The organism is Alteromonas sp. 5NS40-0096 (assembly GCF_057544385.1).
In genome coordinates this window covers 183,351-206,244 of record NZ_BAAJLQ010000001.1, presented here as the reverse complement: position 1 = coordinate 206,244, position 22,894 = coordinate 183,351, and the positions used below count along the sequence as shown (strand labels likewise).

At 46.6% G+C, this 22,894-nt stretch carries 20 protein-coding genes; 8 read left to right on the top strand and 12 right to left on the bottom strand.

Going from position 1 to position 22,894, the window contains the following annotated elements; genetic code table 11:
* Positions 1 to 47: 47 nt before the first annotated feature.
* Together AC27G9_RS01030 and AC27G9_RS01025 are read right to left on the bottom strand one after the other, a co-directional pair.
* The gene (locus tag AC27G9_RS01030) at positions 48 to 605 is read right to left on the bottom strand and encodes a phosphoribosyltransferase (RefSeq protein ID WP_487070114.1); all 558 of its coding nucleotides are present in this window, start codon (positions 603 to 605) and stop codon (positions 48 to 50) included.
* A 67-nt stretch (positions 606 to 672) separates the two neighbouring features.
* Positions 673 to 1,875 carry a lipoprotein-releasing ABC transporter permease subunit gene (locus AC27G9_RS01025; RefSeq protein ID WP_487070112.1) on the bottom strand — a complete coding sequence of 401 codons (1,203 nt, stop codon included), beginning with the start codon at positions 1,873 to 1,875 and terminating at the stop codon, positions 673 to 675.
* 172 nt (positions 1,876 to 2,047) lie between these two features.
* Between AC27G9_RS01025 and AC27G9_RS01020 the strand changes: the two genes are divergently transcribed.
* The 3 genes from AC27G9_RS01020 (at position 2,048) to AC27G9_RS01010 (ending at position 7,627) form a co-directional block, all read left to right on the top strand.
* Positions 2,048 to 2,650: a PilZ domain-containing protein gene (locus AC27G9_RS01020; RefSeq protein ID WP_487070110.1), complete on the top strand. Its 603-nt coding sequence runs from the start codon at positions 2,048 to 2,050 to the stop codon at positions 2,648 to 2,650.
* A gap of 61 nt (positions 2,651 to 2,711) precedes the next feature.
* A complete protein-coding gene (gene mfd / locus AC27G9_RS01015) occupies positions 2,712 to 6,206 on the top strand; it encodes a transcription-repair coupling factor (RefSeq protein WP_487070108.1) in 3,495 nt (1,164 codons plus the stop codon).
* The gene (locus tag AC27G9_RS01010) at positions 6,206 to 7,627 is read left to right on the top strand and encodes a CsiV family protein (RefSeq protein WP_487070106.1); all 1,422 of its coding nucleotides are present in this window, start codon (positions 6,206 to 6,208) and stop codon (positions 7,625 to 7,627) included. Before mfd ends, AC27G9_RS01010 begins: the two co-directional genes overlap by 1 nt.
* Here the strand turns inward: AC27G9_RS01010 and nagZ are convergent.
* On the bottom strand, positions 7,617 to 8,612 hold the full coding sequence (nagZ, locus tag AC27G9_RS01005) for a beta-N-acetylhexosaminidase (RefSeq protein ID WP_487070104.1): 996 nt from the start codon (positions 8,610 to 8,612) through the stop codon (positions 7,617 to 7,619). The genes AC27G9_RS01010 and nagZ overlap by 11 nt on opposite strands.
* A 111-nt stretch (positions 8,613 to 8,723) precedes the next feature.
* Here nagZ and AC27G9_RS01000 point away from each other — a divergent pair, with 111 nt between their 5' ends.
* The 3 genes from AC27G9_RS01000 (at position 8,724) to AC27G9_RS00990 (ending at position 11,844) form a co-directional block, all read left to right on the top strand.
* Positions 8,724 to 11,006 (top strand): penicillin acylase family protein, encoded by a 2,283-nt coding sequence (locus tag AC27G9_RS01000; RefSeq protein WP_487070102.1) that lies wholly within the window; start codon positions 8,724 to 8,726, stop codon positions 11,004 to 11,006.
* Between the two features lie 7 nt (positions 11,007 to 11,013).
* Positions 11,014 to 11,484 (top strand): Cys-tRNA(Pro) deacylase, encoded by a 471-nt coding sequence (ybaK, locus tag AC27G9_RS00995; RefSeq protein WP_487070100.1) that lies wholly within the window; start codon positions 11,014 to 11,016, stop codon positions 11,482 to 11,484.
* Positions 11,485 to 11,553: 69 nt separating this feature from the next.
* On the top strand, positions 11,554 to 11,844 hold the full coding sequence (locus AC27G9_RS00990; protein WP_487072029.1) for a 2OG-Fe(II) oxygenase: 291 nt from the start codon (positions 11,554 to 11,556) through the stop codon (positions 11,842 to 11,844).
* Here AC27G9_RS00990 and AC27G9_RS00985 read toward each other — a convergent pair.
* The 5 genes from AC27G9_RS00985 to pheS form a co-directional block, all read right to left on the bottom strand.
* On the bottom strand, positions 11,837 to 12,793 hold the full coding sequence (locus AC27G9_RS00985; protein ID WP_487070098.1) for a sensor domain-containing diguanylate cyclase: 957 nt from the start codon (positions 12,791 to 12,793) through the stop codon (positions 11,837 to 11,839). The genes AC27G9_RS00990 and AC27G9_RS00985 overlap by 8 nt on opposite strands.
* Positions 12,794 to 12,915: 122 nt before the next feature.
* Positions 12,916 to 13,470, bottom strand: a complete 555-nt coding sequence (locus tag AC27G9_RS00980; RefSeq protein WP_487070096.1) for a hypothetical protein — start codon at positions 13,468 to 13,470, stop codon at positions 12,916 to 12,918.
* 123 nt (positions 13,471 to 13,593) lie between these two features.
* A complete protein-coding gene (gene ihfA / locus AC27G9_RS00975) occupies positions 13,594 to 13,893 on the bottom strand; it encodes an integration host factor subunit alpha (protein WP_487070094.1) in 300 nt (99 codons plus the stop codon).
* A 3-nt stretch (positions 13,894 to 13,896) separates the two neighbouring features.
* On the bottom strand, positions 13,897 to 16,284 hold the full coding sequence (pheT, locus tag AC27G9_RS00970; RefSeq protein ID WP_487070092.1) for a phenylalanine--tRNA ligase subunit beta: 2,388 nt from the start codon (positions 16,282 to 16,284) through the stop codon (positions 13,897 to 13,899).
* A gap of 12 nt (positions 16,285 to 16,296) precedes the next feature.
* Positions 16,297 to 17,280 (bottom strand): phenylalanine--tRNA ligase subunit alpha, encoded by a 984-nt coding sequence (gene pheS / locus AC27G9_RS00965; RefSeq protein WP_487072027.1) that lies wholly within the window; start codon positions 17,278 to 17,280, stop codon positions 16,297 to 16,299.
* 357 nt (positions 17,281 to 17,637) lie between these two features.
* On the opposite strand from pheS, the gene AC27G9_RS00960 reads away from it, so the two are divergent.
* The gene (locus AC27G9_RS00960; RefSeq protein ID WP_487070090.1) at positions 17,638 to 18,243 is read left to right on the top strand and encodes a chorismate--pyruvate lyase family protein; all 606 of its coding nucleotides are present in this window, start codon (positions 17,638 to 17,640) and stop codon (positions 18,241 to 18,243) included.
* 65 nt (positions 18,244 to 18,308) lie between these two features.
* On the opposite strand, the gene rplT is transcribed toward AC27G9_RS00960, so the two are convergent.
* The 4 genes from rplT to thrS form a co-directional block, all read right to left on the bottom strand.
* Positions 18,309 to 18,665: a 50S ribosomal protein L20 gene (gene rplT / locus AC27G9_RS00955; protein WP_012518092.1), complete on the bottom strand. Its 357-nt coding sequence runs from the start codon at positions 18,663 to 18,665 to the stop codon at positions 18,309 to 18,311.
* Between the two features lie 17 nt (positions 18,666 to 18,682).
* Complete coding sequence (gene rpmI, locus AC27G9_RS00950; RefSeq protein WP_487070085.1) at positions 18,683 to 18,880, bottom strand: 50S ribosomal protein L35; 198 nt, start codon at positions 18,878 to 18,880, stop codon at positions 18,683 to 18,685.
* Positions 18,881 to 18,994: 114 nt separating this feature from the next.
* On the bottom strand, positions 18,995 to 19,534 hold the full coding sequence (gene infC / locus AC27G9_RS00945) for a translation initiation factor IF-3 (RefSeq protein ID WP_487072025.1): 540 nt from the start codon (positions 19,532 to 19,534) through the stop codon (positions 18,995 to 18,997).
* 94 nt (positions 19,535 to 19,628) lie between these two features.
* Positions 19,629 to 21,551 carry a threonine--tRNA ligase gene (thrS, locus tag AC27G9_RS00940; RefSeq protein WP_487070083.1) on the bottom strand — a complete coding sequence of 641 codons (1,923 nt, stop codon included), beginning with the start codon at positions 21,549 to 21,551 and terminating at the stop codon, positions 19,629 to 19,631.
* A 415-nt stretch (positions 21,552 to 21,966) separates the two neighbouring features.
* On the opposite strand from thrS, the gene AC27G9_RS00935 reads away from it, so the two are divergent.
* Entirely contained in the window at positions 21,967 to 22,839 is an 873-nt protein-coding gene (locus AC27G9_RS00935) for a fructosamine kinase family protein (RefSeq protein ID WP_487070081.1), read from the top strand.
* Positions 22,840 to 22,894 lie beyond the last annotated feature (55 nt).

Sequence of the window (22,894 nt, the reverse complement as noted above, 5' to 3'; positions counted from 1 at the left end):
GGCCTTAAATAGGCCTTTTTTGTTAATCCAATGGAACCGACAAAGATTTAGAACAAGGTGTCCATTACATTCGCTAGTTCTGTTTTACCTTCGCGAATCTCTTCTTCAGACAAGCCATTAATCTCATGCGGAAACACGAGCCATTCATCGCTCTCATTCACGTAGTAATCAGGCACGATGTCAGTTTTGTTGTTTTGTGGTTTATACCAAGGGCAGGCAATACGGATATCTTTAGGCAAGTTCAAACGCATCAGCTTTCTGACCTGATTAATCAAGGCTTCCACACTTCTGCCGGAATCGAAGACATCGTCAACAATTAGCAACGAATCGTTTGCGTTGGCGTTTTCTACCAGATAATGCAAACCGTGCACGCGAATTTCCTTCGATTGCTGGTTAATACCGTAGTAAGACGACGTACGCACGGCAATATGGTCTGTTGGTACGTTTTTGAATTCGAAAAACTCTTGTACTGCGATACCAATTGGCGCGCCACCACGCCAAATGCCAATAATGAAATTTGGTCTAAAGCCGTCTTCAAATACTTGTGATGCCAGGCGGAATGAATCTTCCAGAAGTGACTGTGAAGTAATGAATTTCTTTTGCATAGGGGACAACCTGACGAATTTAAAAGATCGCGAGTATAGTGAAAAATTTCAGGGTTTGCACTGTAAATTATTCATTCTGCAAGACTTGGGCAGGCTGTACCTTCAACGCGCGGTAAGCTGGGTAAAGACTCGCGATTACACACAAACCAAAGGCAAACGCGGCCACTACTGATACTTGCATCCAGCGAAGGTCGACAGGAACCCCCTGCCCGTCTGCAGAGAGCGCGAGATTGACGCCAAGTAGCGCCAATATACTGTTTAGCTGTGACGTAATCACCAAACCGAGGAGCAAGCCAATAACAGTGCCTTTTAAACCGTTAAACATGCCGTTAAAAACGAATACCGACATAATGGTTTTCGTCGTCATACCTTGCGTTTGCAAAATCGCGATATCCCCCTGTTTTTCGGTTACCACCATCACTAACGCCGAGACGATATTAAAAGCGGCTACGGTGATTATCAGTAGCAACATCAAAAACATCATGTTCTTTTCCATTTTCACCGCATCAAACAATGGGCCTTGACGAGACCGCCAATTGTCAACGGTCAAGCCATCTTGCCGTAGTTGGGTGTCGAGAGACTGATAATCAAAAGCATCTTTTAGAAAAATACGGCTTGCCGGTGGTGTTCCCTTGCGCTGGCGCATTAGTCGAGACAGGTCTGCCTGATGCATGTAGATAACCTTGTCATCCAGTTGGCTACCAACGCTGAACACGCCGGCAATGTTAACTAAGCGCTGGCTGGGCATTCTGCCAAAAGGGGTATATACACTGGCTCCACTGACCATCAAGCGCAACGTGTCTCCCGGTCTCACCTCTAATTGCATGGCGAGTGCTCGCCCCAAAATGACAGAAAATTCACCCGCTTGAAGCTGAGTAAAATTGCCTACCATCATATGGTCAGCGACGATACTCAACGCCTGCATATCGCTGGGGGTAACGCCTTGTAACTGTACTCCACGCAACCCAAATCGCGATTGGGCGACGCCCTCATTCTCCAAGTACGCCGAAACGGCTAACACATTTTCATCAGGCGGTAGTGTCAAATCTTCGGGCGCAACTCGCTCAACGACGATATGAGGCACAATGCCTAAAATCCGTTTTTTCAGCTGACCTTCGAAACCATTCATAACCGATATGACGATAATTAACGCGGCTAAACCCAGTGCAATACCTGCGACGGAGAAGCGATTGATAAATGACACGAAACTATTTTGTTTGCCAGCGCGGGTGTAGCGCATGGCGATAAAAGCCGAAAGCGGGTGATACATGATTCGTTATTTTATTGTGATGATTGAGCCACGCTGCCGATAACAGTAACAAGCCGAGATAATGCTCTCGATGTCTCATTTTTCGACAGTTTTTGAGATAACAATTACTTATGCTACACGCATAATACGTGTAAGCTAAAGACCGTACAAGACGAAGTAGCAGGAGTCAAAGATGGAATCACTCACGTTAGCAGAGAAAACCGCCCAGTTTGAAGAGTTTTTCATGATCCAACACGCGGTTAATATCAATGTGACCCCGTTGGCTGATCACACCCAAGTGCCCAGTCCTGAGCACTTAGACAAAGTGATGCCGCCTGCATTCAAGATGGCCAGTGAATTGGCAACGATTGAAGCCCAAGCGCTGCGCCCCCTTCGTCATTTGAGTGATCACGCTTCTGAGTTAGCCGAATACCTTACTCACCAAGCACGCAAGATAGACTTGATGATGTCCTATATTTTGCAACAACAAGACGAAGAGAGTCAGCGTTTTGAAACTCACAAGTTTGGTGGCGGAGGTGTCATTGTTGTCCACCCAAGTTCAGTAGACGTTGGCACCATTGCCGAACTCAAATTGTTTTTGAGCGAAGAGGCGGCGGCAATTTTCTGTTACGGCGAGGTCATTGCTTGTGAAGCGGTAGACGACAACTACCACGTTTCTCTTGCGTTCACATCAATACGCGAACAAGACCAAGAACTCCTCGTCAGAGCGAGTTTGCATTTGCAAACTCAGCAGCTGAGAAAACGAGCGCAGAAAAAATCCCAATCTGCCGATTGATCTTTTACAATCACGCCTCAAGTATTAACCGCCTAACCATAGAAACAGAATTTCAGGTGTCATGACAGCCTCACTACTCGCTTTACCACTCCCCAAAGCCAAATCATCGGCAAATGTGCAAGATCATCAGATTTGGGGGCATCTCCAAGGTAGCAGCCAAGCATTAGCTGTAGCCCAAGCCAGCCATCAGCACAAAGGGCCGGTTATTTTAATAACCGCGGACACACCGAGTGCGTTGAAGCTCGAAAAAGAACTGGGGTATTTTCTCAATGACCACAACCAGCATGTCACCTTGTTTCCCGACTGGGAAACCTTGCCTTATGACATGTTCTCGCCCCATCAGGATATCGTTTCCCAACGCTTGGAAACCCTTTACCGGTTGACCCAAAGAGAACAAGGCATCTTTATTGTGCCAATCAACACCTTGATGCAGCGATTGGCGCCTGTCGACTATCTAGGTCAATACCTACTCATGTTGGAGACGGGGCAAAACCTAGACCGTGATAACTTTCGGCGAAAATTAGAGCTAAGTGGCTATTTGCATGTCAGCCAGGTAATGAGTCACAGTGAGTTTTCAATACGTGGCAGCATTATCGATCTCTTTCCTATGGGCAGCGAGCAACCCTTTAGGTTAGATTTATTTGACGACGAAATCGATTCCATTCGTTATTTCGATCCGGAAACCCAACGTTCGACAGATAAGGTCGATAAAATAAAGTTACTCCCCGCGCGAGAATTTCCAACGGACAAAGCGGCGATCAATCTCTTCCGCCAACAGTTTCTCGATAAGTTTGACGCGAACAATAGTCAAGAATCGGTATTTTCTCAGGTCTCAAAAGGTACCATGCCAAGTGGCGTTGAATACTACCTGCCTTTGTTTTTCAATGATACGGCTACGTTATTTGACTACCTTCACCCCGATGCATTACTGCTGCTTCACGGCGATATCAATGACGCCAGTGAGTTTTATTGGGCAGATTTGTCCGAGCGTTACGAACAACACAGGTATAACTTAGCGCGACCATTGTTATCTCCTGCTGAGTTATTCATTCCCGTTAATGACTTGTTCGGGGCGATAAAACAATGGCCAAGAGTCTCTTTAACTGATGCTCTGCCCGATGACAAAGCTGGTCGACATGACATGCAATGCCCAAGGCTTAACGACATTGCATTTAATCCGCAAAAGAAAGACCCCGCTCTGAGGCTTACGCAAACCCTCAAAGAAGCTCAGGACAGAGGCGCCAAAGTATTGTTTTGCGCGGAATCTGAAGGGCGTAAAGAAAACCTATTAGAATTACTGGGCAAGGCCAAAATTCACCCGGTAAACATCGATAGTTTCGATGCGTTTCTCGCTAGCCACGACGCCATTGGTATTTCGATTGGAATGGTGGAGCACAGCTTTACTTGGCACAATACGGATGGCGAATTACTGTTCATCACAGAAACAGAATTACTCGGACATAAAGTCAGCCAAAGACGTCTTCGTGAGAGCCGTTCCAGCATTGACGAAAGTGCTATCATTCGCAATTTGGCAGAGCTTGCTGTTGGGCAGCCGGTTGTCCATTTAGATCATGGTGTTGGGCGTTACTTGGGGTTACAAACTCTGGATGCTGGCGGCGTTGCAACTGAATATCTGACCATTGAGTACGCCAAACAAGCGAAACTGTATGTTCCCGTTTCGTCATTGCATTTAATTTCACGCTACAGTGGTGGCGACCCAGATACCGCACAAATTCACAATTTAGGTTCTGAAGCCTGGACCAAAGCAAAACGCAAAGCGGCGGAAAAGGTCAGAGATGTCGCAGCTGAACTACTCGATGTGTACGCAAAGCGCGCCGCAAAACCTGGCTTTGCCTATGGTATTGAATGGGAAGATTATCAGTCTTTCGCTGACAGTTTTCCATTCGAAGAAACTGCCGACCAGTTACACGCTATCAATGCCGTCATTCAGGACATGGGTAGCCCTCAAGCGATGGATAGATTGGTCTGTGGCGACGTTGGATTCGGTAAGACTGAAGTGGCTATGAGAGCAGCATTCTTGGCCGCCAACCAAGGCAAGCAAGTCGCTATTCTGGTGCCAACGACTCTGCTCGCACAACAACATTATGAAAACTTCAAAGATCGCTTTGCAAACTGGCCGTTTAATATTGAAGTAATGTCTCGCTTTGTCAGTGGCAAAGCTCAGAAGACAGTGATCGACGGTATTGCTTCGGGTAACGTCGATATCATTGTAGGCACGCACAAACTGCTACAAGACGACGTAAAGTTTGCCGATTTGGGCTTGGTGATCATTGACGAAGAGCACCGCTTTGGCGTAAGGCAGAAAGAAAAATTTAAGGCATTGCGCGCAGATGTTGATATTCTCACTCTGACAGCGACACCCATTCCTCGTACATTGAATATGGCAATGTCAGGAATGCGAGATTTATCCATCATTGCCACCCCACCGGCGAAGCGCTTGTCGATCAAGACTTTTGTTCAGCAAAGAGACAAGGCAGTAATACGCGAAGCCATCATGCGTGAAATTCTTCGTGGCGGCCAAGTGTACTTCTTACACAACGAAGTCGACTCCATAGAACGCACGGCCGAAGAGATTGCTGAAATTGTACCCGAGGCCCGCATCGCAGTCGGACATGGTCAAATGCGTGAACGTGAGCTGGAAACCGTGATGAGCGATTTCTACCATCAGCGATACAACGTGTTGGTGTGCACCACTATTATTGAGACCGGGATTGACGTTCCGACGGCGAATACCATCATAATGGATCGCGCAGACCACCTTGGCTTAGCACAATTGCACCAGCTACGTGGTCGTGTGGGTCGTTCTCATCACCAAGCGTATGCCTATTTGTTAACGCCTCATCCCAAACGTATGACCAAGGATGCCAAAAAGCGGCTTGATGCCATCGCGGAACTGGAAGATCTGGGTGCAGGCTTTGCGTTAGCCACACACGATTTAGAAATTCGCGGTGCTGGCGAATTACTTGGGGACGATCAATCAGGACAAATCGCTTCTATCGGCTTCACCTTGTATATGGAAATGCTAGAACAAGCAGTGACGGCGCTTAAAGAAGGAAAAGAACCCACTCTAACCGAATCATTGAGTCAACATACCGAAATTGAGTTGCGAATTCCGGCGTTGCTGCCAGAGGATTACATCGCTGATGTGAACACGCGCTTGTCTTTGTATAAACAACTCGCATCTTGCAAAGATGCGAGAGAGATTGATGAATTTCAAATTGAGTGTATCGATAGGTTTGGTTTGTTACCTGATGCGGCGAAAAATCTCATCAAGGTCGCTAAATTGAAGTTGCAAGCTGAAGCCATTGGCATTCTTAAAATAGAGTTGAGCGGTAACGGTGGTACGATGGAGTTCAAGGACACAACAAAAGTTGACCCGGGTTACATCATTCAACTGGTTCAAACTCGCCCCCAAGAATTTAAATTTGAAGGTAGCCAAAAACTGCGATTAACCAAGAAAACCGAGACGGCGAGCGACCGTTTAGGTATGGTAGAGAAGGTAATCGGTGATTTAGCCAAGGAGACGCAAAAGTAATGCAAATTAAGGCGTGGTTGTCAGGGGCACTACTTGTACTTAGCAGTGCGAGCCAAGCTGCAGATGATTGGTGGTTTGATGTTGAGGTTATTGCTTTCAAACGCAATGTCGATATCAATGCGCTTCAAGAGCAATTTCCCTTGTCACAAGATTTTAGTGACGTTCAGTATACGTGGGACGTGATATCTCAATCACTTTACCCTGACATTGCTTGGGTAAAACAAAACCTTGGGCAGTGTGATACTCCCATCAGCCCGATTTGGTACGACACGCCCTCTTTGGAGGATATTGGTGCAATGTACGAGTCTTGGCGTCAATCACTGACGCCAGAAGCGCTTGCTGCGCATGACGAGGCTCAGGCCTTGTTGGAGGGCAATGAACAGGCTCAAATGATTGCTGAGGATTTGTTACAACAAACAGAAGCGCTTAACGAGACCATACCCGCCCCGTCTGAGACAGTATTAGTTCCCGTTGACGACACGGGCGACCTGCTTTGGTCCGGTGATCTCATCGCTGAACAATGGCTCTATTTCCATGGCCCCAAGGCTTACGATAGTGCAGTATTTGCAGCCACACTAAAAGACTGTAATCCCGCCACTGACTGGCTACAATTTGACGGTTCCCAGTGGGTTCGCCACATCACCGACAACCGTCTGCCTGATTTAGCTCGCACGCCGATAGTTGTGATGGGTAAAGACTGGGACCGCTCAGTTCAGCCTCATGCTCTAAGCGAAGAACAATTCGAACTGGCTGAATTATCTAAACAGATTCGCTGGAGAAAAGGCTTAGAGCGAATCTTACATGTTGCATGGCGTCAAGAAGTCAAATTCGGCCAAGACGAGGCCGATACTGTGCGCTTGTTTGCCGGAACTAACTTCGCTGAGCAATATGATGGTGATGGCAAGGCGCGAGTTATCGATGTTGCAATAGATAGCGCTCAAGCCTTTACGCCAATTGAAGAAAACACCGTTTCCGAACCCGTTATTGTGCCCGCTGAGCAAGACATTTTTAGCACTATCGATGACATCGCACTTGAACATCCAACTGTACCCTTTGCGCGTTTTACGCAATTAGAGCAGGATTTAGGTACTGAAGAAGCAAACGACGCGGCGCGTTCTCCAATTTGGGAACTCGATGGCGGAGTAAAAATCTTTCTGAAGTACATCAATCGGGTGCCTTATTTGCACATAGACAGTCAATTAGCATTTAGGCAAGCGACTTTGATTGAATCCGACGCACAAAATAACGCAACGTCAGAACAGCAATATCAGCTCGTGTCTGTCCCCTTCAATCAATTACGTCGGGTGATCAGCAAGCAAGTTCATTACTTTGACCATCCGTTGTTCGGCTTTGTGATTGAATTACGTCGCTACCAAAGGCCAGCCGCAGAGCAAGAACCTGAGGGCACCGTTATACAATAACGGTGTTCAGCCTTTTCATTGCATTAGCATAGTTGAGTTTAGCGTCAGCTGACAACGTCCTGTTGACCAAACGCTCACGGCGATTGTTTTGATCATATTCGCGAGATAAGTTATCTAAAACCTCAGCGGCCCCTTGTGGGTGATTACACACCAAGACCATGTCGCACCCTGCTTCCATTGCGGCTTCAGCTCTTTGTGTGAAACTACCGGTGGCAACTGCACCTTCCATTGATAAATCATCAGAAAAGATAACGCCATCAAAAGCGAGTTGCTGGCGCAACACCGTTTGCATCCAGTACGGAGAGAAACCCGCTGGTTTGTCGCATAACTGAGGATAAACCACGTGTGCGGGCATAATAGCATCAAGGGCGTTTTCAGCTATCAACTGTTTAAACGGCAATAAATCTAACGCCTCTATCTCTTGAAGGCTTCGGTCATCAATAGGACTGGCAATATGGGAGTCGGCCTCAACGCTACCATGGCCTGGGAAATGTTTGCCTGTCACTGGCATGGACATTTCATGCATCCCCCCAATGAGTTGCTCAGCGAGCGCTATCACCTCTTGAGGCGAAGCGCTGAAACTGCGATCGCCAATAACGTTAGAGATACCATCCACATCAAGAACCGGCGCAAAACTCAAATCAATATCCCATTGTTTTAACTCGTAAGCTAATACCCGCCCACAATCGATGGCGATATCTTTGCTGCTATAGCGACTCGTCGCCAAAGCACTGATCGCCCCCATTGCCGGAATGGAAGTGAACCCTTCGCGAAAACGCTGCACTCGGCCACCTTCGTGGTCAACTGCAATCATAATGTCGCCCCTTGCTGCGCCCCGAATTTGTTTTACTAAGTGCGCTAGTTGAGCCGTATCAAAATAGTTTCGAGTAAACAAAATCACGCCACCTGTCGTGGGATGTGCAATCATTTCTCGTTCTTCTGCAAGTAATTCCTCGCCACGGCAATCCAACATTAATGGCCCCATGCGCTCCCCTCTATTCTTGTTATTAGAAGTCTACTTGTTAACATTTCGTTATCAGTGCTTCATTTCATTTCGGTGAGTCGGTAGGATAGAGAAAAAAACGGAGTAACTCACGTGCTAAATTGGATTAAATGGGCATTGATCACCCTTGTTGGTCTCGTTGCGGTTGGGAGTTTAGCTATCTACTTTGCCTTGATTGGCAGTTTACCCTCCCTAGATGGCAATATTTCTTCTTCAGCTGTTGGCGCGGATGTCAAAATAGAAAGAGACAGCTTGGGCCACGCTGTAGTCAGTGCTGATACGCTCAATGACGCCGTGTTTGGATTGGGCTATGCTCACGCCCAAGATCGGTTGTTTCAAATGGATGCCCAACGCCGAGCCGCTGCGGGGGAATTGTCTGAGTGGCTAGGAAAAGGCTTGTTAGACGTCGATAAGCGCGCTCGTTTCCACCAATTTAGAAAACGGGCCAAACTCATCGTTGCTAACTTGCCCCAATGGCAAAAGGACGTATTGGATCACTACGCTGCTGGTGTCAATCAAGCGATATCGGAAATGTCAGTGTTACCATTCGAATACCTCTTAACCCAATTTGATGTCAGCCCTTGGCAACCAGAAGACTCGGTTCTCGTTGCCTTCAGTATGTACATGAGCTTACAAGCTAGCCAAGTCGACCGAGATCTCGCACTGTCGGAAATTGAGCGAGCTTACGGTGAAGATATGGTGGCGTTTTTAACTCAACCTAGCCAGTACCAATCTGCCTATGATGGCAGTATTGATGTGAAGTCTCCTGAGATTCCGAGCCTCACCCCATCAGCACTTGCATATCTTCACATCGAAGAACCCCTCGATATCGGTAGTAATAACTGGGCAGTCACCGGTGCCTTAACGGCCACACAAGCAGGTATGTTGGCTAACGACATGCACTTGGGGCTCCGCGTACCGATAATTTGGTATAGAGGCCAAATTAACTACCAAGAAAACGGTCAAAATGTCCAAGTTACGGGCGTAACCTTACCCGGCTTACCCGGCGTTGTTGTCGGCACTAATGATTATATCGCATGGGGATTTACCAATGCGAATTTAGACAATGTCGACTGGATTGTATTGGACTCAGACACCCCATCGCAGGTAGAAAAGGAGATCATAAAAACCCCTGATGGCGATGTACAATTTGATATCGAGATGAGTGAGTTTGGTCCGGTCAAAACCATTGACTCAAAACGCTATGCATTGCAATGGGTAGCGCATCAGCCGTATGCCGTTGACTTAGATATTATGGAACTTGGCGTTAAAACGTCAATTGAGCAGGCGCTTCCCGTTGTTCATCGGATTGGCATCCCTGTGCAAAACGTGACTATGGTCGACAGACACGGTAACGCCTCATGGACGCCGGGTGGTGCCGTCACCGCGAGAAAAAAACCAACCATGTCCGCCATACCACAATCAGCCTATTCAGCGCTGTGGAAAGAAGACGAGACTGAGCTGCCCGTCAACTTAAACCCTGAACATGGCCGTATTTGGACCGGTAATGCGAGAGTCATTTCAACGGACGACCTCGGCCGCTTTGGTGATGGTGGCTATGCGATGGGCGCCCGGCAATTACAAATTCGAGATCGAATGTTTGAGTTTGAGGAATTTGATGAAGCGCGTTTTTACGCCATCCAACTCGATAACGAGGCCCGATTTATCGAACGTTGGCATGAAAGGCTGCTAACACTGCTCAAAGCCAGTGACAAAGACTACAGTATTGACATCACCGCTCTCGAAAATTGGGGTAAGTGCGCTTGCCCTGAATCTGTTGGTTACACCTTAGCTCGGCGTTTTCGTTCTCAAGTGACTAACGCTCTGCTATCACCACTGGCCAATCATTTGGAAGAGAAAGGGCTGAGCTTGTCGCCAGTGCTACGACATACTGAACCTGCGATTAGAACCATATTGGAACAGCAACCTGACAATTGGTTACCCAGCGATTTTAGCGACTGGCAGTCATTTCTGCTTGCGCAGTACGACGATAGCAAGCAACAGCTGGTCGATGAGTTCGGGGAAAGTGAAGACTTGTCCTCGCTCAATTGGGGACGGGTAAATGCCCTCAAAGTTCAGCACCCCATTGCAGCTCAACTCCCGATTGTAGGAAAACACCTCAATATGGTGGAATATCCTGGATTCGGAGATAGTTATATGCCTGCGGTTCAGGGGCCGGCTTTCGGCGCCTCAGAGCGTTTATTCGTGCAACCCGGCCATTTGGACAAGGCCATTCTAACATTACCTGGAGGCCAGTCAGGCCATCCATTATCGGATTACTATCGAATTGGGTTTGATGATTACGTCGAACAAAGACAAACGCCTTTGTTACCTCAAACCATTGTTCATACGCTGACCATTACCCCTGCGGGCTGAGGCTTCAATGACACCAGCGATTAACATGCTGATTGATAAGAAGCTGCCTCACCAAGTATTGAAGTTTGTTCATCAACCCGGTGCTGGCAGCTTCGCAATGGAAGCAGCGCAGAAACTGAATATTGACCCTGCCCAAGTGTTCAAAACACTGGTAGTAGAAACAGACGATGGGCGCCTTGCCGTGGGCGTTGTTCCGGCAGATCGAATGTTAAATTTAAAACAACTAGCAAAAGCCCTGGGTTGCAAAAAAGCAGCGATGGCCGACAAGACCAAGGTAGAGAGAACGACTGGATACATCATGGGTGGTGTTAGCCCACTTGGACAAAAGAAGCAACTACCTACGGTATTAGACGCCTCTAGCCAATCTTTCGACACTATTTTAGTCAGTGGCGGTAAACGTGGGCTGGAAATTCAGATTTCTCCATCGAGTTTGTGCCAACTGCTGAATGCAAAAGTCGCCGAAATTGGAGCGTATTGACCGTTGAACACCCATTTTCATTCTTTGTTTCGTTGGCATAGAGGCCGCCAAAACAGTGGCTATGACAAGATGCTGTTGTTGTTCTGCAAATGGGGATTAAAATTTGATGTGTATTTGTTGCGTTTTCATCAAGGGAGTGAAATCCCAGCTCATACCGATCCAGTAAAAGCCGGCCGACATTACCGATTAAACATTGTATTGGTCAATGCTCAAAAAGGCGGTGAATTTCACTGCAGCAATCCAATTTTCGAAACCAAGCGAATCAAATTGTTTCGCCCCGATATTAGTGAACACAGTGTGACTAAAGTCGAGATGGGGCGTCGTTATCTGATCAGTATCGGGTGGTTGCGCGCTAACTAGTGCTACCTTGTTGTTTTGCTTTTTTCACGTGGTACATGTTTTCGTCGGCTTTATTCAACCAGCGTTGAATATGAGATTTATGGTCTTCGATTAACACCGCACCGATACTGGCGTTAACCTCATTTGCACAAAAGCAAGATGCCAATCGAGAGACTAAATTATCTAGGTCACTTTGGGTGTCACACGAACTTAAAATCGCAAACTCATCGCCCCCCATTCGCGCCGCCAAGTCACTTTCTCTGATAGTCGATTTGATGGCGATGGCTAAAGCTTGAATCGCTTGGTCTCCCGCTTCATGCCCGCCGCTATCATTAATGGCTTTAAGCCCATCTAAATCGAGATAGAGTAAACCCAGATGTTGCTCTGATCGCCGCGCTAATGCCAACCGATGCTCGGCTTCCATCAAGAAGCTACGACGATTCTCGAGCCCTGTAAGATCATCGTGAAAAGCAATATCTGACATCGCCACGAACTGTTCTACCAGTTTCAAGTCCCCTTCAACTAAATCGCGAAGTTGGACCATCAAATCAAGGTACTCGTCTTGATAATTCGTTTCGGCATAATCCATGACACAAATGGTGCCAAAAGCCGTGCCGTCAGGCCAAAACACCGGCAAGCCGAAGTAGGACAAAAAGCCGTCGTTATGTACCTCGGGGTTGGTATCCCAATACGGGTCTAACTTGGCATTACGGACGTAGAGTGCATCCCGAGTTTCGACAATTTTACGGCAAAAAATATTGGTGTCACTGGGAATGAACGCCCCAGCGGGATAAGGATTACTCTTTTGTTTGCAGCTAAGTACCACTTGGTACCCTTGGGAGGTGTGTTGGACCAAGAAGCCAGCGGGCGCTTTGAACACGCGCGACATGACCGAAACGGTGCGCTGCCATTTGTCTAAGGGAACTAAATCCTTTTGCTCTTCTCGTATCCACTTATCATAGTCAATCATTATCGATACAAAGAATGCCTTCGCGAACTGCTGTCTCTCTTTAGTATTACCAAAATCCCAAAAGCTGCAAGTTCAAAATGTATAGGCCTAAAAAAGAATTTGCCATCGACAAGGTTGTGACATCAACCACCTTCAGTGGCTGTGTACTTCTCTAGCCACATTTGTCTCGCGCGTTCGATGTGGCTTGTTTGAACAGGCTCGCTACCGGCTAGGGTTTGTGCCATCTGCTCAATGAGACTATCGCGCTTGAGCAACAGTGCATCAGCTTGTGAAATCAAATCCGCTGCTTCAGGGTACTTTGCCACTAAATCATCGATGGGTAACAGCGCTTTGTAGCGAAGTTCAAATTCATCGTTGAACAAAGAGCGCTTGGCATTGAAACGCAGGTAATCCGCGCATTGATTCGACTTCAAGTAGGCGAGATCATCTTCTGATAATTGGCCGGCCACACCAACCTGATACGCTTGCTCCATCCACTGGGCAAACAATTGCTCGTCTTTATTCTTCACGGCCTGTTTAACGCCGGCCACCAAGTCTGTTGCGGTCAAGATCTGGTCAATAGAAATGATGGGAATCGGTGCCTGTTTCACTTCTGGAGCAGAAGTTTGCGCTAGAAAAACTAAGCGCCCGCCAACAATTGCAGCGATGATAGCCACAACGACAAAAATTTTCTTCATAGTGATTGACTACAATAGGTATCTAGAAGTTAAAAAACAGAAAAACGGGGCTTAAGCCCCGCTTTTATAATGGAACGATCAAATCGGTTTGGCGAGTGCGACAAGTCACACTATGGGGTCGTTTTACTCGGCTGGAGGCTTAGAGTTCTCAACTCGGCTCTTCAGCTTCTGACCTGGTCTAAACGTCACAACACGACGTGCTTTGATTGGAATATCTTCCCCAGTTTTTGGGTTTCTTCCCGGTCGCTCGTTCTTGTCCCTAAGGTCAAAATTGCCAAAACCGGACAGTTTCACTTGTTCACCAGATTCAAGAGCTTCTTTTATTTCTTCAAAGAATGCCTCGACTAAATCCTTAGCATCACGCTTGTTAATACCCAATTTTTCGAATAAGTGCTCAGCCATCTCGGCTTTGGTTAATGCCATAGTTTACTCTCTTAACGCTGCCCCAAACTCAGATTCTAGGCCCTGAACAATTGTATCAACTGCCTGTTGAATCTCCGATTCTTCCAATGTTTTGTCAGGATCCTGCAATACCAGTGATAATGCCAAGCTCTTGAACCCAGGTTCAATTCCCTGACCTTTATACACGTCGAACAAGTTTAGGCCAACTAGTTGATTTACGCCAATTTTTTCGACAAAAGAAACAATATCACCGACACTTAACTCATCTTTAACCAAAATAGCAATATCTCGGCGATTCGCTGGGAACTTAGAAATCGCCTGCGCTTGCGGTAAATCACGAGCAAGTACGTCTTGTAATTTAAGTTCAAATACAAAAGGTCTGCCACTTACACCCAATAATTTATTAAATTGTGGATGCAAGGCTCCCAACCAGCCAATCTCTTTATCATCCAATACGATACGAGCACTCATGCCCGGATGCAAGGCGCTGTGTTGAGCAGTTTCAAAGCGAACTTCTGCCGATTTGCAAGTCAACGCCAGTAACGCTTCAACATCGGCTTTTGCATCAAAGAAATCAACGGCATTGTCGTCTTGATCCCAATGCTCTTTATGACGACGGCCAGCAATTACGCCACCTATGACAGCTTCTTGCGTCACGCCAGAGGGTTCTTGTGCATTAGGAATGAAGCGTAACCCAGTTTCAAACAAACGAATTCGGTTCTGTTGGCGCTTTTGATTGTAGGCACACGAAGCCAACAAGCCAGGCCACGTTGATACTCTCATTACTGACATATCAGCAGAAATTGGATGCGGTAACGTCAATCCATTCATATCGGGGAACAAAGCCGATTGCGCTTTAGGGTCAACAAATGAATAGGTAATGGCTTCATTGTAACCGCGCTGCAACAACACTTGCTTCACAGCATTCAGTGAAAGTGCAGATTCCTGTGCAGGGATCATGTTCAACTGCGCAGTTGGGGCGACATTGGGTATATTGTTGTAGCCATAAACTCGCGCGACTTCTTCAATCAGGTCTTCCTCGATGGCAATATCGAAACGGTAGCTTGGCGCTACCGCTTGCCAACCGTCCTCAGTCGGTGTGACTGATAAACCAAGACGTACAAGAATATCTTCGACTTGACTGTCTTCAACAGTGATTCCCAAAACGCGAGCTAAACGCGTTTTGCGCAATGTGACGGTTGCTGATGAAGGCAATTGTGCTTCGTCAACCGCTTCTATTACTGGGCCAACTTCACCGCCACAGATTTCCAAAATCAGTGCAGTCGCACGCTCCATCGCCGTGGCTTGAAGCGTGTAATCCACGCCACGCTCATAGCGATGAGATGCATCTGTATGTAAACCATATTGGCGAGCACGCCCCATGATTGCATCGCGATTAAAAAACGCGCTTTCTAGCAAGATATCTTGGGTTTCGGTTGTCACACCTGAGTGTAAACCACCGAAAATTCCAGCCATCGCGAGTGGCTTCTCGTCGTCCGCGATGACGAGGGTGTTGGGTTTGAGTTCAGCTTCGCTTTCGTCAAGTAGTACAAGCTTCTCACCTTCTGAAGCATAACGAACTTGAATACCGCCTTTAATCGACGTCAAATCAAACGCATGCATTGGGTGACCGAGTTCAAGCAACACAAAGTTAGTCACATCAACAATAGGGTCAATACTGCGCACACCGCAACGACGAAGCTTTTCAGTTAGCCATAATGGTGACTGAGCCTTTACGTTGACGTTTTTAATTACTCGTCCAAGATAACGTGGGCAACCATCGGGTGCATTCAATACGATTGGCAGTTCAGCGTCGCTTGTCACAGCCACAGCTTCAATTTGAGGTTCGGTGACATCTGCTTGGTTCAACACACCCACTTCACGGGCGACACCGCGAATACCTAAACAATCGGCACGGTTTGGCGTCAGGTCGATTTCGATAGTCTTGTCATTAAGCCCTAAGTACTCTCTAATGTCCTGACCAATAGGCGCATCAAGTGGCAATTCGATAATCCCATCGTGATCATCACTGATACCTAGCTCTGAGAAACTACAAAGCATGCCAAATGAAGGTTCACCACGTAACTTTGCTTTCTTGATTTTAAAGTTGCCTGGCAATACGGCACCAACCACTGCAACGGCGACTTTTAAGCCTTGACGGCAATTTGGCGCACCACAGACAATATCTAGCAATTCGTCTGCACCCACGTTGATCTTAGTCACGCGCAACTTATCGGCATTAGGGTGCTGACCACACTCCACTACTTCACCAATAACGACGCCAGAAAAGTCGCCTGCGACCGCTTCTACACCATCAACCTCTAGGCCAGCCATACTAAGTTGCTCTGCAAGGTCAGCAGTGCTAACTGATGGGTTAACCCACTCTCTTAACCAATTTTCACTGAATTTCATTTGCGTTTTGCCTTAATTGAATTGCTTGAGGAATCGAACATCGTTCTCGAAGAATGCGCGAAGGTCATTAACTCCATATCGCAACATTGTTAGGCGCTCAACGCCCATACCAAAAGCAAATCCTGTGTACTCTTCAGGGTCAATATTCACGGCGCGCAGCACGTTCGGATGAACCATGCCACAACCCAATACTTCTAACCATTGACCATTTTTGCCCATTACATCGACCTCAGCTGATGGCTCGGTAAACGGGAAATAAGACGGACGAAAACGCACTTGCAGTGACTCTTCAAAAAAGTTTTGCAAGAAGTCGTGAAGAATGCCTTTTAACTCAGTAAAGCTTACATTTTTATCTACCATCAAGCCTTCGACTTGGTGGAACATTGGGGTATGTGTTTGGTCGTAGTCATTTCGATAAACACGGCCCGGAGAAATAATGCGCAACGGCGGCTGCTCTGTTTCCATCGTGCGAATCTGAACGCCAGATGTCTGTGTACGCAACATGACATCAGGATTGAAATAAAACGTATCATGGTCGGCTCGAGCTGGGTGGTTAGCCGGAATATTTAACGCATCAAAATTGTGGAAACCATCTTCGACTTCAGGACCCGTTTTAACGGCAAAACCAAGCTCACTAAAGAAAGATTCAATACGTTGAATCGTACGGCTGACTGGATGTAGATTGCCAGGTTGTTCCGTGCGACCAGGTAGAGTCACATCAATCGCTTCGGACGCAAGTTTAGCGTTCATTTCTGCCTGGCGTAATGCGTCACCTTTAACCGTGATTGCTTGTTGGATTTGCTGTTTGGCTTCGTTGATTTTCTGACCCGCTGCAGGACGTTCCTCAGCAGACAACTTGCCCAATCCTTTTAGTAGGTCGGTAAGCTTCCCTTTTTTACCCATGAACTCAACCCTAACTTGGTCAAGTGTGGCTGCATCTTCGGCAGCGTCAACCAACTCTTTTGCTTGGTTGATGATAGCTTCAAGCTCCATGATTTCCCCAATTTGGCATTGTTTTCACATTACTTCGCAGGCCTTATTTTTTCACCGCGCAGTATGCCTAAAATAAAAATGGGTATTCTACACCAGTTGAGTATTTGAACCACCCTAACAAGCTGATTATTACCACTTTTGAGGCATTTTTTACTGAGCGACTCAAACCTACAGGCCTTTACTGCCTAGATTTTGTTCAACACCAGTCTTTTTTACGTCAACACGTGTTTGTAGCCGTTACGTCTTCGAAGCCATGGCAAATGATAAACCACGACAGAGGCAAGAGAATGCGGCTCAGGCAGTTGCACCCCACCCTTGCAAGCGACTACACTGCGGGAGTTAAAGTAAAAGATTGAAAAGATGATCAAGCCGTATTACGACAAAAAACACAGCACAACCCTTACGCTTTTCAGTAAAGCTGGTTTCGCAGAAGACTGGGAATTAGAACGATGCAGCGAAACTGAAGGGATACAAATGCGAGACCTACCGCCATTTTTACGCACGCTACTCATTACCGATGGCACAGTGACTAAACACCTCGAAGCGTATTTTTGGGAGCCGGTAAATGTGAAACCTCTTGCACAATCGTTAAAGCAAACCGAGAGTGAAATTCCTTGGTTACATTTGCAAGCCGATGAAACCGTACTGACTCGTGAAGTCGAATTGGAGGGAGAGCAAAGTAAACACCATTACGCTACTGCATTTTCTATCGTTTGCCCAACCTTGATTCCAGCCCCCTTCAGACAGGCGTTGCTGGATGGCGAAATTGGTATTGGTAAGCTGATTCGCGAGTCAGGAATGGAGTCTTATCGAGAAGTACTTGAAATCGGTGTAACCGACAGTCCCTTATCTAAAGGCAGTGAACAATCTCAGGCCCACGTGTATAGAACCTATCGCATTTTATTAGCAGGCAAAGCGGCAATTCTGATTACTGAACGCTTCCCTCTCGCTATTTTTTCAAGCTGAAACGAAAAACGGCGAGCATCCTGCTCGCCGTTTCCCGAAAGAACTTAAACTTAATTAAAATTTAATTAAGCTAATGCGCCTTTAGCCGCTTCGACTAATGCGCTGAAAGCCGCTTTGTCATGTACAGCGATGTCGGCAAGGATCTTACGATCGATTTCGACAGACGCTTTCTTAAGGCCGTTGATGAAACGGCTGTAAGACATGCCATTTTGACGTGCCGCAGCGTTGATACGTGCAATCCATAGTTGACGGAATTGACGTTTACGCTGACGACGGTCACGATAAGCGTATTGACCAGCTTTAGTTACAGCTTGTACCGCAACGCGATATACACGACTACGTGCACCGTAATAACCTTTTGCCTGCTTTAGGACTTTTTTGTGACGAGCACGTGCGATTGTGCCGCGTTTTACTCTAGCCATTATTCAGTCTCCTACTATTAAACGTAAGGTAGCATGCGCTGTACTAGTGCAGTATCAGACGTATGAACCAATTTTTTGCCACGAAGGTGACGTTTACGCTTAGAGCTCTTCTTGGTCAAAATGTGACGCAAGTGAGACTGTTTGCTTTTAAAGCGGCCAGAACCCGTTTTCTTGAAACGCTTCGCTGCACCACTCACAGTTTTCATTTTAGGCATTGCTAAAACTCCGCATTGTTAAATATCGATGGTCAGTGTGCAGTCACTTCACATCGGTTAAAATTTGTAGCAAGGTGTTGCAGGGTGCAGAATCCCGCAAACTTTAGACCGTTACTACTTCTTAATTGGGGCGAGCACCATGATCATCTGACGACCTTCCACCTTACGGGGGAACGATTCGCAGTTGGCAATGTCTTCCAAATCCGCTTTAACACGGTTTAACAATTCAATGCCAATCTCTTGGTGCGCCATTTCACGACCGCGGAAGCGGATAGTGACTTTGGCTTTATCACCGCCTTCTAGAAAGCGACGCAGGTTGCGCAGTTTTACCTGGTAATCGCCTTCATCAGTGCCAGGGCGAAATTTAATCTCCTTGACCTGAATTTGCTTCTGTTTTTTCTTCTGCTCTTTTTGAGCTTTACTTTTCTCGAAGAGGAATTTGCCGTAGTCCATAACTTTACAGACCGGCGGCTCGGCATTCGGACTAATTTCAACCAAATCTAAGGATGCATCTTCAGCAGACTGTAGTGCTTCGTTAAGCGATACCACGCCTACCTGTTCGCCATCTTTTCCGATAAGTCGAACTTCTCTAGCTGTAATTTCATCGTTAATGCGGGCTTTATCGCCCTGAGCCTTATTGTTAGCGCCTTTAATGTGCTATTCCTCCAAGTACTTAAATCTTACACTTGTTTCTTTCTATATCGTCTTAAGCGAAACAAGTACGACAAAACGCCCCTCGGGGCGTTGATCACTTAATCGTCTTCTCGTTTATTTCTTGTTGGGCCATCGTGATGAATTCATCAAGCGGCATAGAACCGAGGTCATCCCCGCGACGTGATCGAACGGCAACCTGTCCAGTTTCCATTTCTTTATCACCGACAACAAGCATATAAGGAACACGCTTTAATGTGTGCTCGCGGATTTTAAAGCCAATCTTCTCATTTCTCAAGTCCGACTTTGCTCTAATTCCCGATTGTTGCAATTTTTTTACACAATTTTGGGCATATTCGCTCTGTTTGTCAGTAATATTCATCAACACCACCTGTTGTGGTGCTAACCACAGTGGGAAGAAACCGGCAAACTCTTCAGTCAAAATACCAATGAAGCGTTCAAGTGAACCCAAAATAGCACGGTGGATCATTACCGGCACTTTTCTTTCACCGTCTTCGGCCACATACGTAGAACCAAGACGAGCAGGCATTGAGAAGTCCAATTGAATTGTTCCGCATTGCCATGCGCGTTCTAGACAGTCGAACAATGTAAATTCAATTTTTGGACCGTAAAACGCGCCTTCGCCGGGTTGATAATCAAAGGTGATGTCATTGGCTTTTAGCGCATCAGCCAAGGCCGCTTCTGATTTATCCCAAATTTCATCCGAACCGATGCGTTTCTCAGGTCGAGTCGACAATTTTACGACGATGTTTTCTTTTTCAAATCCAAACGTCTTGTAAGTGTCGTAGACCATGTCGATGCAACCTGTCACTTCTGCAAGAATCTGTTCTTCTGTACAAAAAACATGAGCATCGTCTTGAGTAAAGCTTCGTACGCGCATCAAACCATGCAAAGAGCCAGAAGGCTCGTTACGGTGTACCACACCAAATTCAGCCATGCGTAATGGTAGATCGCGATAAGACTTTAAGCCTTGGTTAAACACCTGAACGTGACCTGGACAGTTCATTGGTTTCACTGCATAGGTACGCTTTTCAGATTCAGTAGCAAAAATGTTTTCTTGGTACTTGTCCCAGTGACCCGATTTTTCCCACATGCTGACGTCCATGATCAGTGGCGCACGAATTTCATCGTACTCATATTTCACCAACTGTTCACGAGCATAGTTTTCCAATTCTTTGTAGATTGTCCAACCGTCATTGTGCCAGAACACCATTCCCGGTGCTTCTTCTTGCCAATGGAACAAATCAAGCGTCTTACCAATTTTGCGGTGGTCGCGTTTTTCTGCTTCTTCTAAGCGCGTTAAATACGCTTTTAGTTGCTTTTTATCAGCCCACGCTGTGCCGTAAATGCGCTGTAACATTTTGTTGTCGCTATCACCGCGCCAGTACGCACCTGCGACTTTCATGATTTTGAAATGATGACAGAACTTCATGTTTGGAACATGAGGACCACGGCACATGTCAATGTACTCTTCGTGGTGATAAAGACCAGGCTTGTCGTCCTTTGCGATGTTCTCGTCAAGGATTTCCATTTTGTAAGATTCGCCACGCGCTTCAAACGTATCTCGCGCTTCTTGCCAACTGACTTTCTTTTTGATGACGTCGTAGTTGGTCTTAGCCAACTCCAACATGCGCTTTTCGAGCTTTTGCAAATCGTCTTGTGTCAAAGAATGCTCAAGGTCGATATCGTAGTAAAAACCGTTATCAATGACTGGCCCGATAGCCATTTTGACATCCGGGTACAACTGCTTGATAGCATGTCCTAAAAGGTGAGCACAACTGTGACGAATAATCTCTAGTCCTTCGTCATCGCGCGCGGTAATAATTTGTAAGTTTGCATCGCTATCGATCATATCGACCGCATCGACAAGCTCGCCATTCACTTTACCGGCGATGGTTGCTTTGGCTAGACCTGGGCCAATGTCGTTTGCCACATCTAGTACAGAAACTGGGTTTTCGAACGCGCGTTGACTTCCGTCAGGGAGAGTAATTACAGGCATGGAATTTCCTTTACAGTGGTGACGCCTACTCTGCGCCACTTGTGATTAAAAATAAATTAACACTCAGCTTTCCAACCTATTGAAAAGCTGACATACATCGACAAATTCGATTGTGGTTTCGCTAACCGATACCAGTGGTTAGGAGCGACGATTATAACGACTTACCGATGACATGCAATGGCCTAAAAATTTCCCCTTGCGATACGTTGCGATAAATGAAGTTAATCGGCGTCTTTCGTACCATGTTTTAGTGTCTTGCTCGTCATTCAATAACCCACAATAGTCGCAGCGTAGTTAGCTCATATAGACTAGGGGGCGAGGGGCGAATCCCAATATCAACAAACTTCAACATGCCCTAGCAAACCTGCCACTTTTGGCCATACTGTAAGTATCGGAATCTCACTGGACGCGTGGCATGTGGCATTTCATTAGTGAACACATTTCTCAGCAAACCAATAACCTGTTCATCTGCCAACACAGGACAGAATTGAACGGAGGCGACTCCCACAAGAGTTACGTTATTCGCGATGATGCAAAGCGCTATTTTGTAAAAACAGCCCCCCTCCAGCCATCCCCCTATTTAGCATGTGAGGCGGACAGCTTGGATGCCTTGGCTAAAACTCAGACTATTGCGACCCCAAAAGTCGTGTGCCGAGGTATTGCGTCGTGTCACGGTGAAGAGACTGAATATTTGGTGTTACAACACTTAAAGTTTATCGATAGGTCAGATGTATCATGGCAACAACTCGGTGAAAGTTTAGCAAAGCTTCACAGAGCCAACATCAAAGACACAATGGGATGGCGATACGACAACTACATTGGTAAAACGAAGCAACTGAATACATCGTGCCATGACTGGCCGACATTTTATGCTGAAAATAGAGTCGCCGCTATGCTCGAGGCGCTAGCAGAAAAAGGCATTCGGCTCGGTGATATCGATGCTATTACAACACTGATAAAACGTAAGCTGGATGGTCACCATCCCTCTTTGTCGCTCCTACATGGCGATTTATGGTCTGGCAATGTCGGGTTTACGCGCTCCCAATCGTATGTCTTCGATCCTGCAAGTTACATTGGTGATAGAGAAACCGATATTGCCATGTCAGAGTTATTTGGCGGCTTCCCACCAGCATTCTACCAGGCATATAAAACCGCTTTCCCACTGTCACCACTATATTCTGTGCGCAAAGAAGTCTATCAGCTGTACCACGTGCTTAATCACGCACTTTTGTTTCACGAGCCTTACGTTTCTATGGCAAAATCAACGATTAAGGGCTTACACAGCTGATCATCTTTTTCAGAGATGTCAACGTAATTGATTATCTGCCCGCTGATTTTGAGGA

Bases quoted from the DNA above. Each gene is read 5' to 3' on its own strand.
- AC27G9_RS01030 (WP_487070114.1), bottom strand. From the start codon at position 605: ATGCAAAAGAAATTCATTACTTCACAGTCACTTCTGGAAGATTCATTC.
- AC27G9_RS01025 (WP_487070112.1), bottom strand. From the start codon at position 1,875: ATGTATCACCCGCTTTCGGCTTTTATCGCCATGCGCTACACCCGCGCT.
- AC27G9_RS01020 (WP_487070110.1), top strand. From the start codon at position 2,048: ATGGAATCACTCACGTTAGCAGAGAAAACCGCCCAGTTTGAAGAGTTT.
- mfd (WP_487070108.1), top strand. From the start codon at position 2,712: ATGACAGCCTCACTACTCGCTTTACCACTCCCCAAAGCCAAATCATCG.
- AC27G9_RS01010 (WP_487070106.1), top strand. From the start codon at position 6,206: ATGCAAATTAAGGCGTGGTTGTCAGGGGCACTACTTGTACTTAGCAGT.
- nagZ (WP_487070104.1), bottom strand. From the start codon at position 8,612: ATGGGGCCATTAATGTTGGATTGCCGTGGCGAGGAATTACTTGCAGAA.
- ybaK (WP_487070100.1), top strand. From the start codon at position 11,014: ATGACACCAGCGATTAACATGCTGATTGATAAGAAGCTGCCTCACCAA.
- AC27G9_RS00990 (WP_487072029.1), top strand. From the start codon at position 11,554: ATGCTGTTGTTGTTCTGCAAATGGGGATTAAAATTTGATGTGTATTTG.
- AC27G9_RS00985 (WP_487070098.1), bottom strand. From the start codon at position 12,793: ATGATTGACTATGATAAGTGGATACGAGAAGAGCAAAAGGATTTAGTT.
- AC27G9_RS00980 (WP_487070096.1), bottom strand. From the start codon at position 13,470: ATGAAGAAAATTTTTGTCGTTGTGGCTATCATCGCTGCAATTGTTGGC.
- ihfA (WP_487070094.1), bottom strand. From the start codon at position 13,893: ATGGCATTAACCAAAGCCGAGATGGCTGAGCACTTATTCGAAAAATTG.
- pheT (WP_487070092.1), bottom strand. From the start codon at position 16,284: ATGAAATTCAGTGAAAATTGGTTAAGAGAGTGGGTTAACCCATCAGTT.
- AC27G9_RS00960 (WP_487070090.1), top strand. From the start codon at position 17,638: ATGATCAAGCCGTATTACGACAAAAAACACAGCACAACCCTTACGCTT.
- rplT (WP_012518092.1), bottom strand. From the start codon at position 18,665: ATGGCTAGAGTAAAACGCGGCACAATCGCACGTGCTCGTCACAAAAAA.
- rpmI (WP_487070085.1), bottom strand. From the start codon at position 18,880: ATGCCTAAAATGAAAACTGTGAGTGGTGCAGCGAAGCGTTTCAAGAAA.
- thrS (WP_487070083.1), bottom strand. From the start codon at position 21,551: ATGCCTGTAATTACTCTCCCTGACGGAAGTCAACGCGCGTTCGAAAAC.
- AC27G9_RS00935 (WP_487070081.1), top strand. From the start codon at position 21,967: ATGTGGCATTTCATTAGTGAACACATTTCTCAGCAAACCAATAACCTG.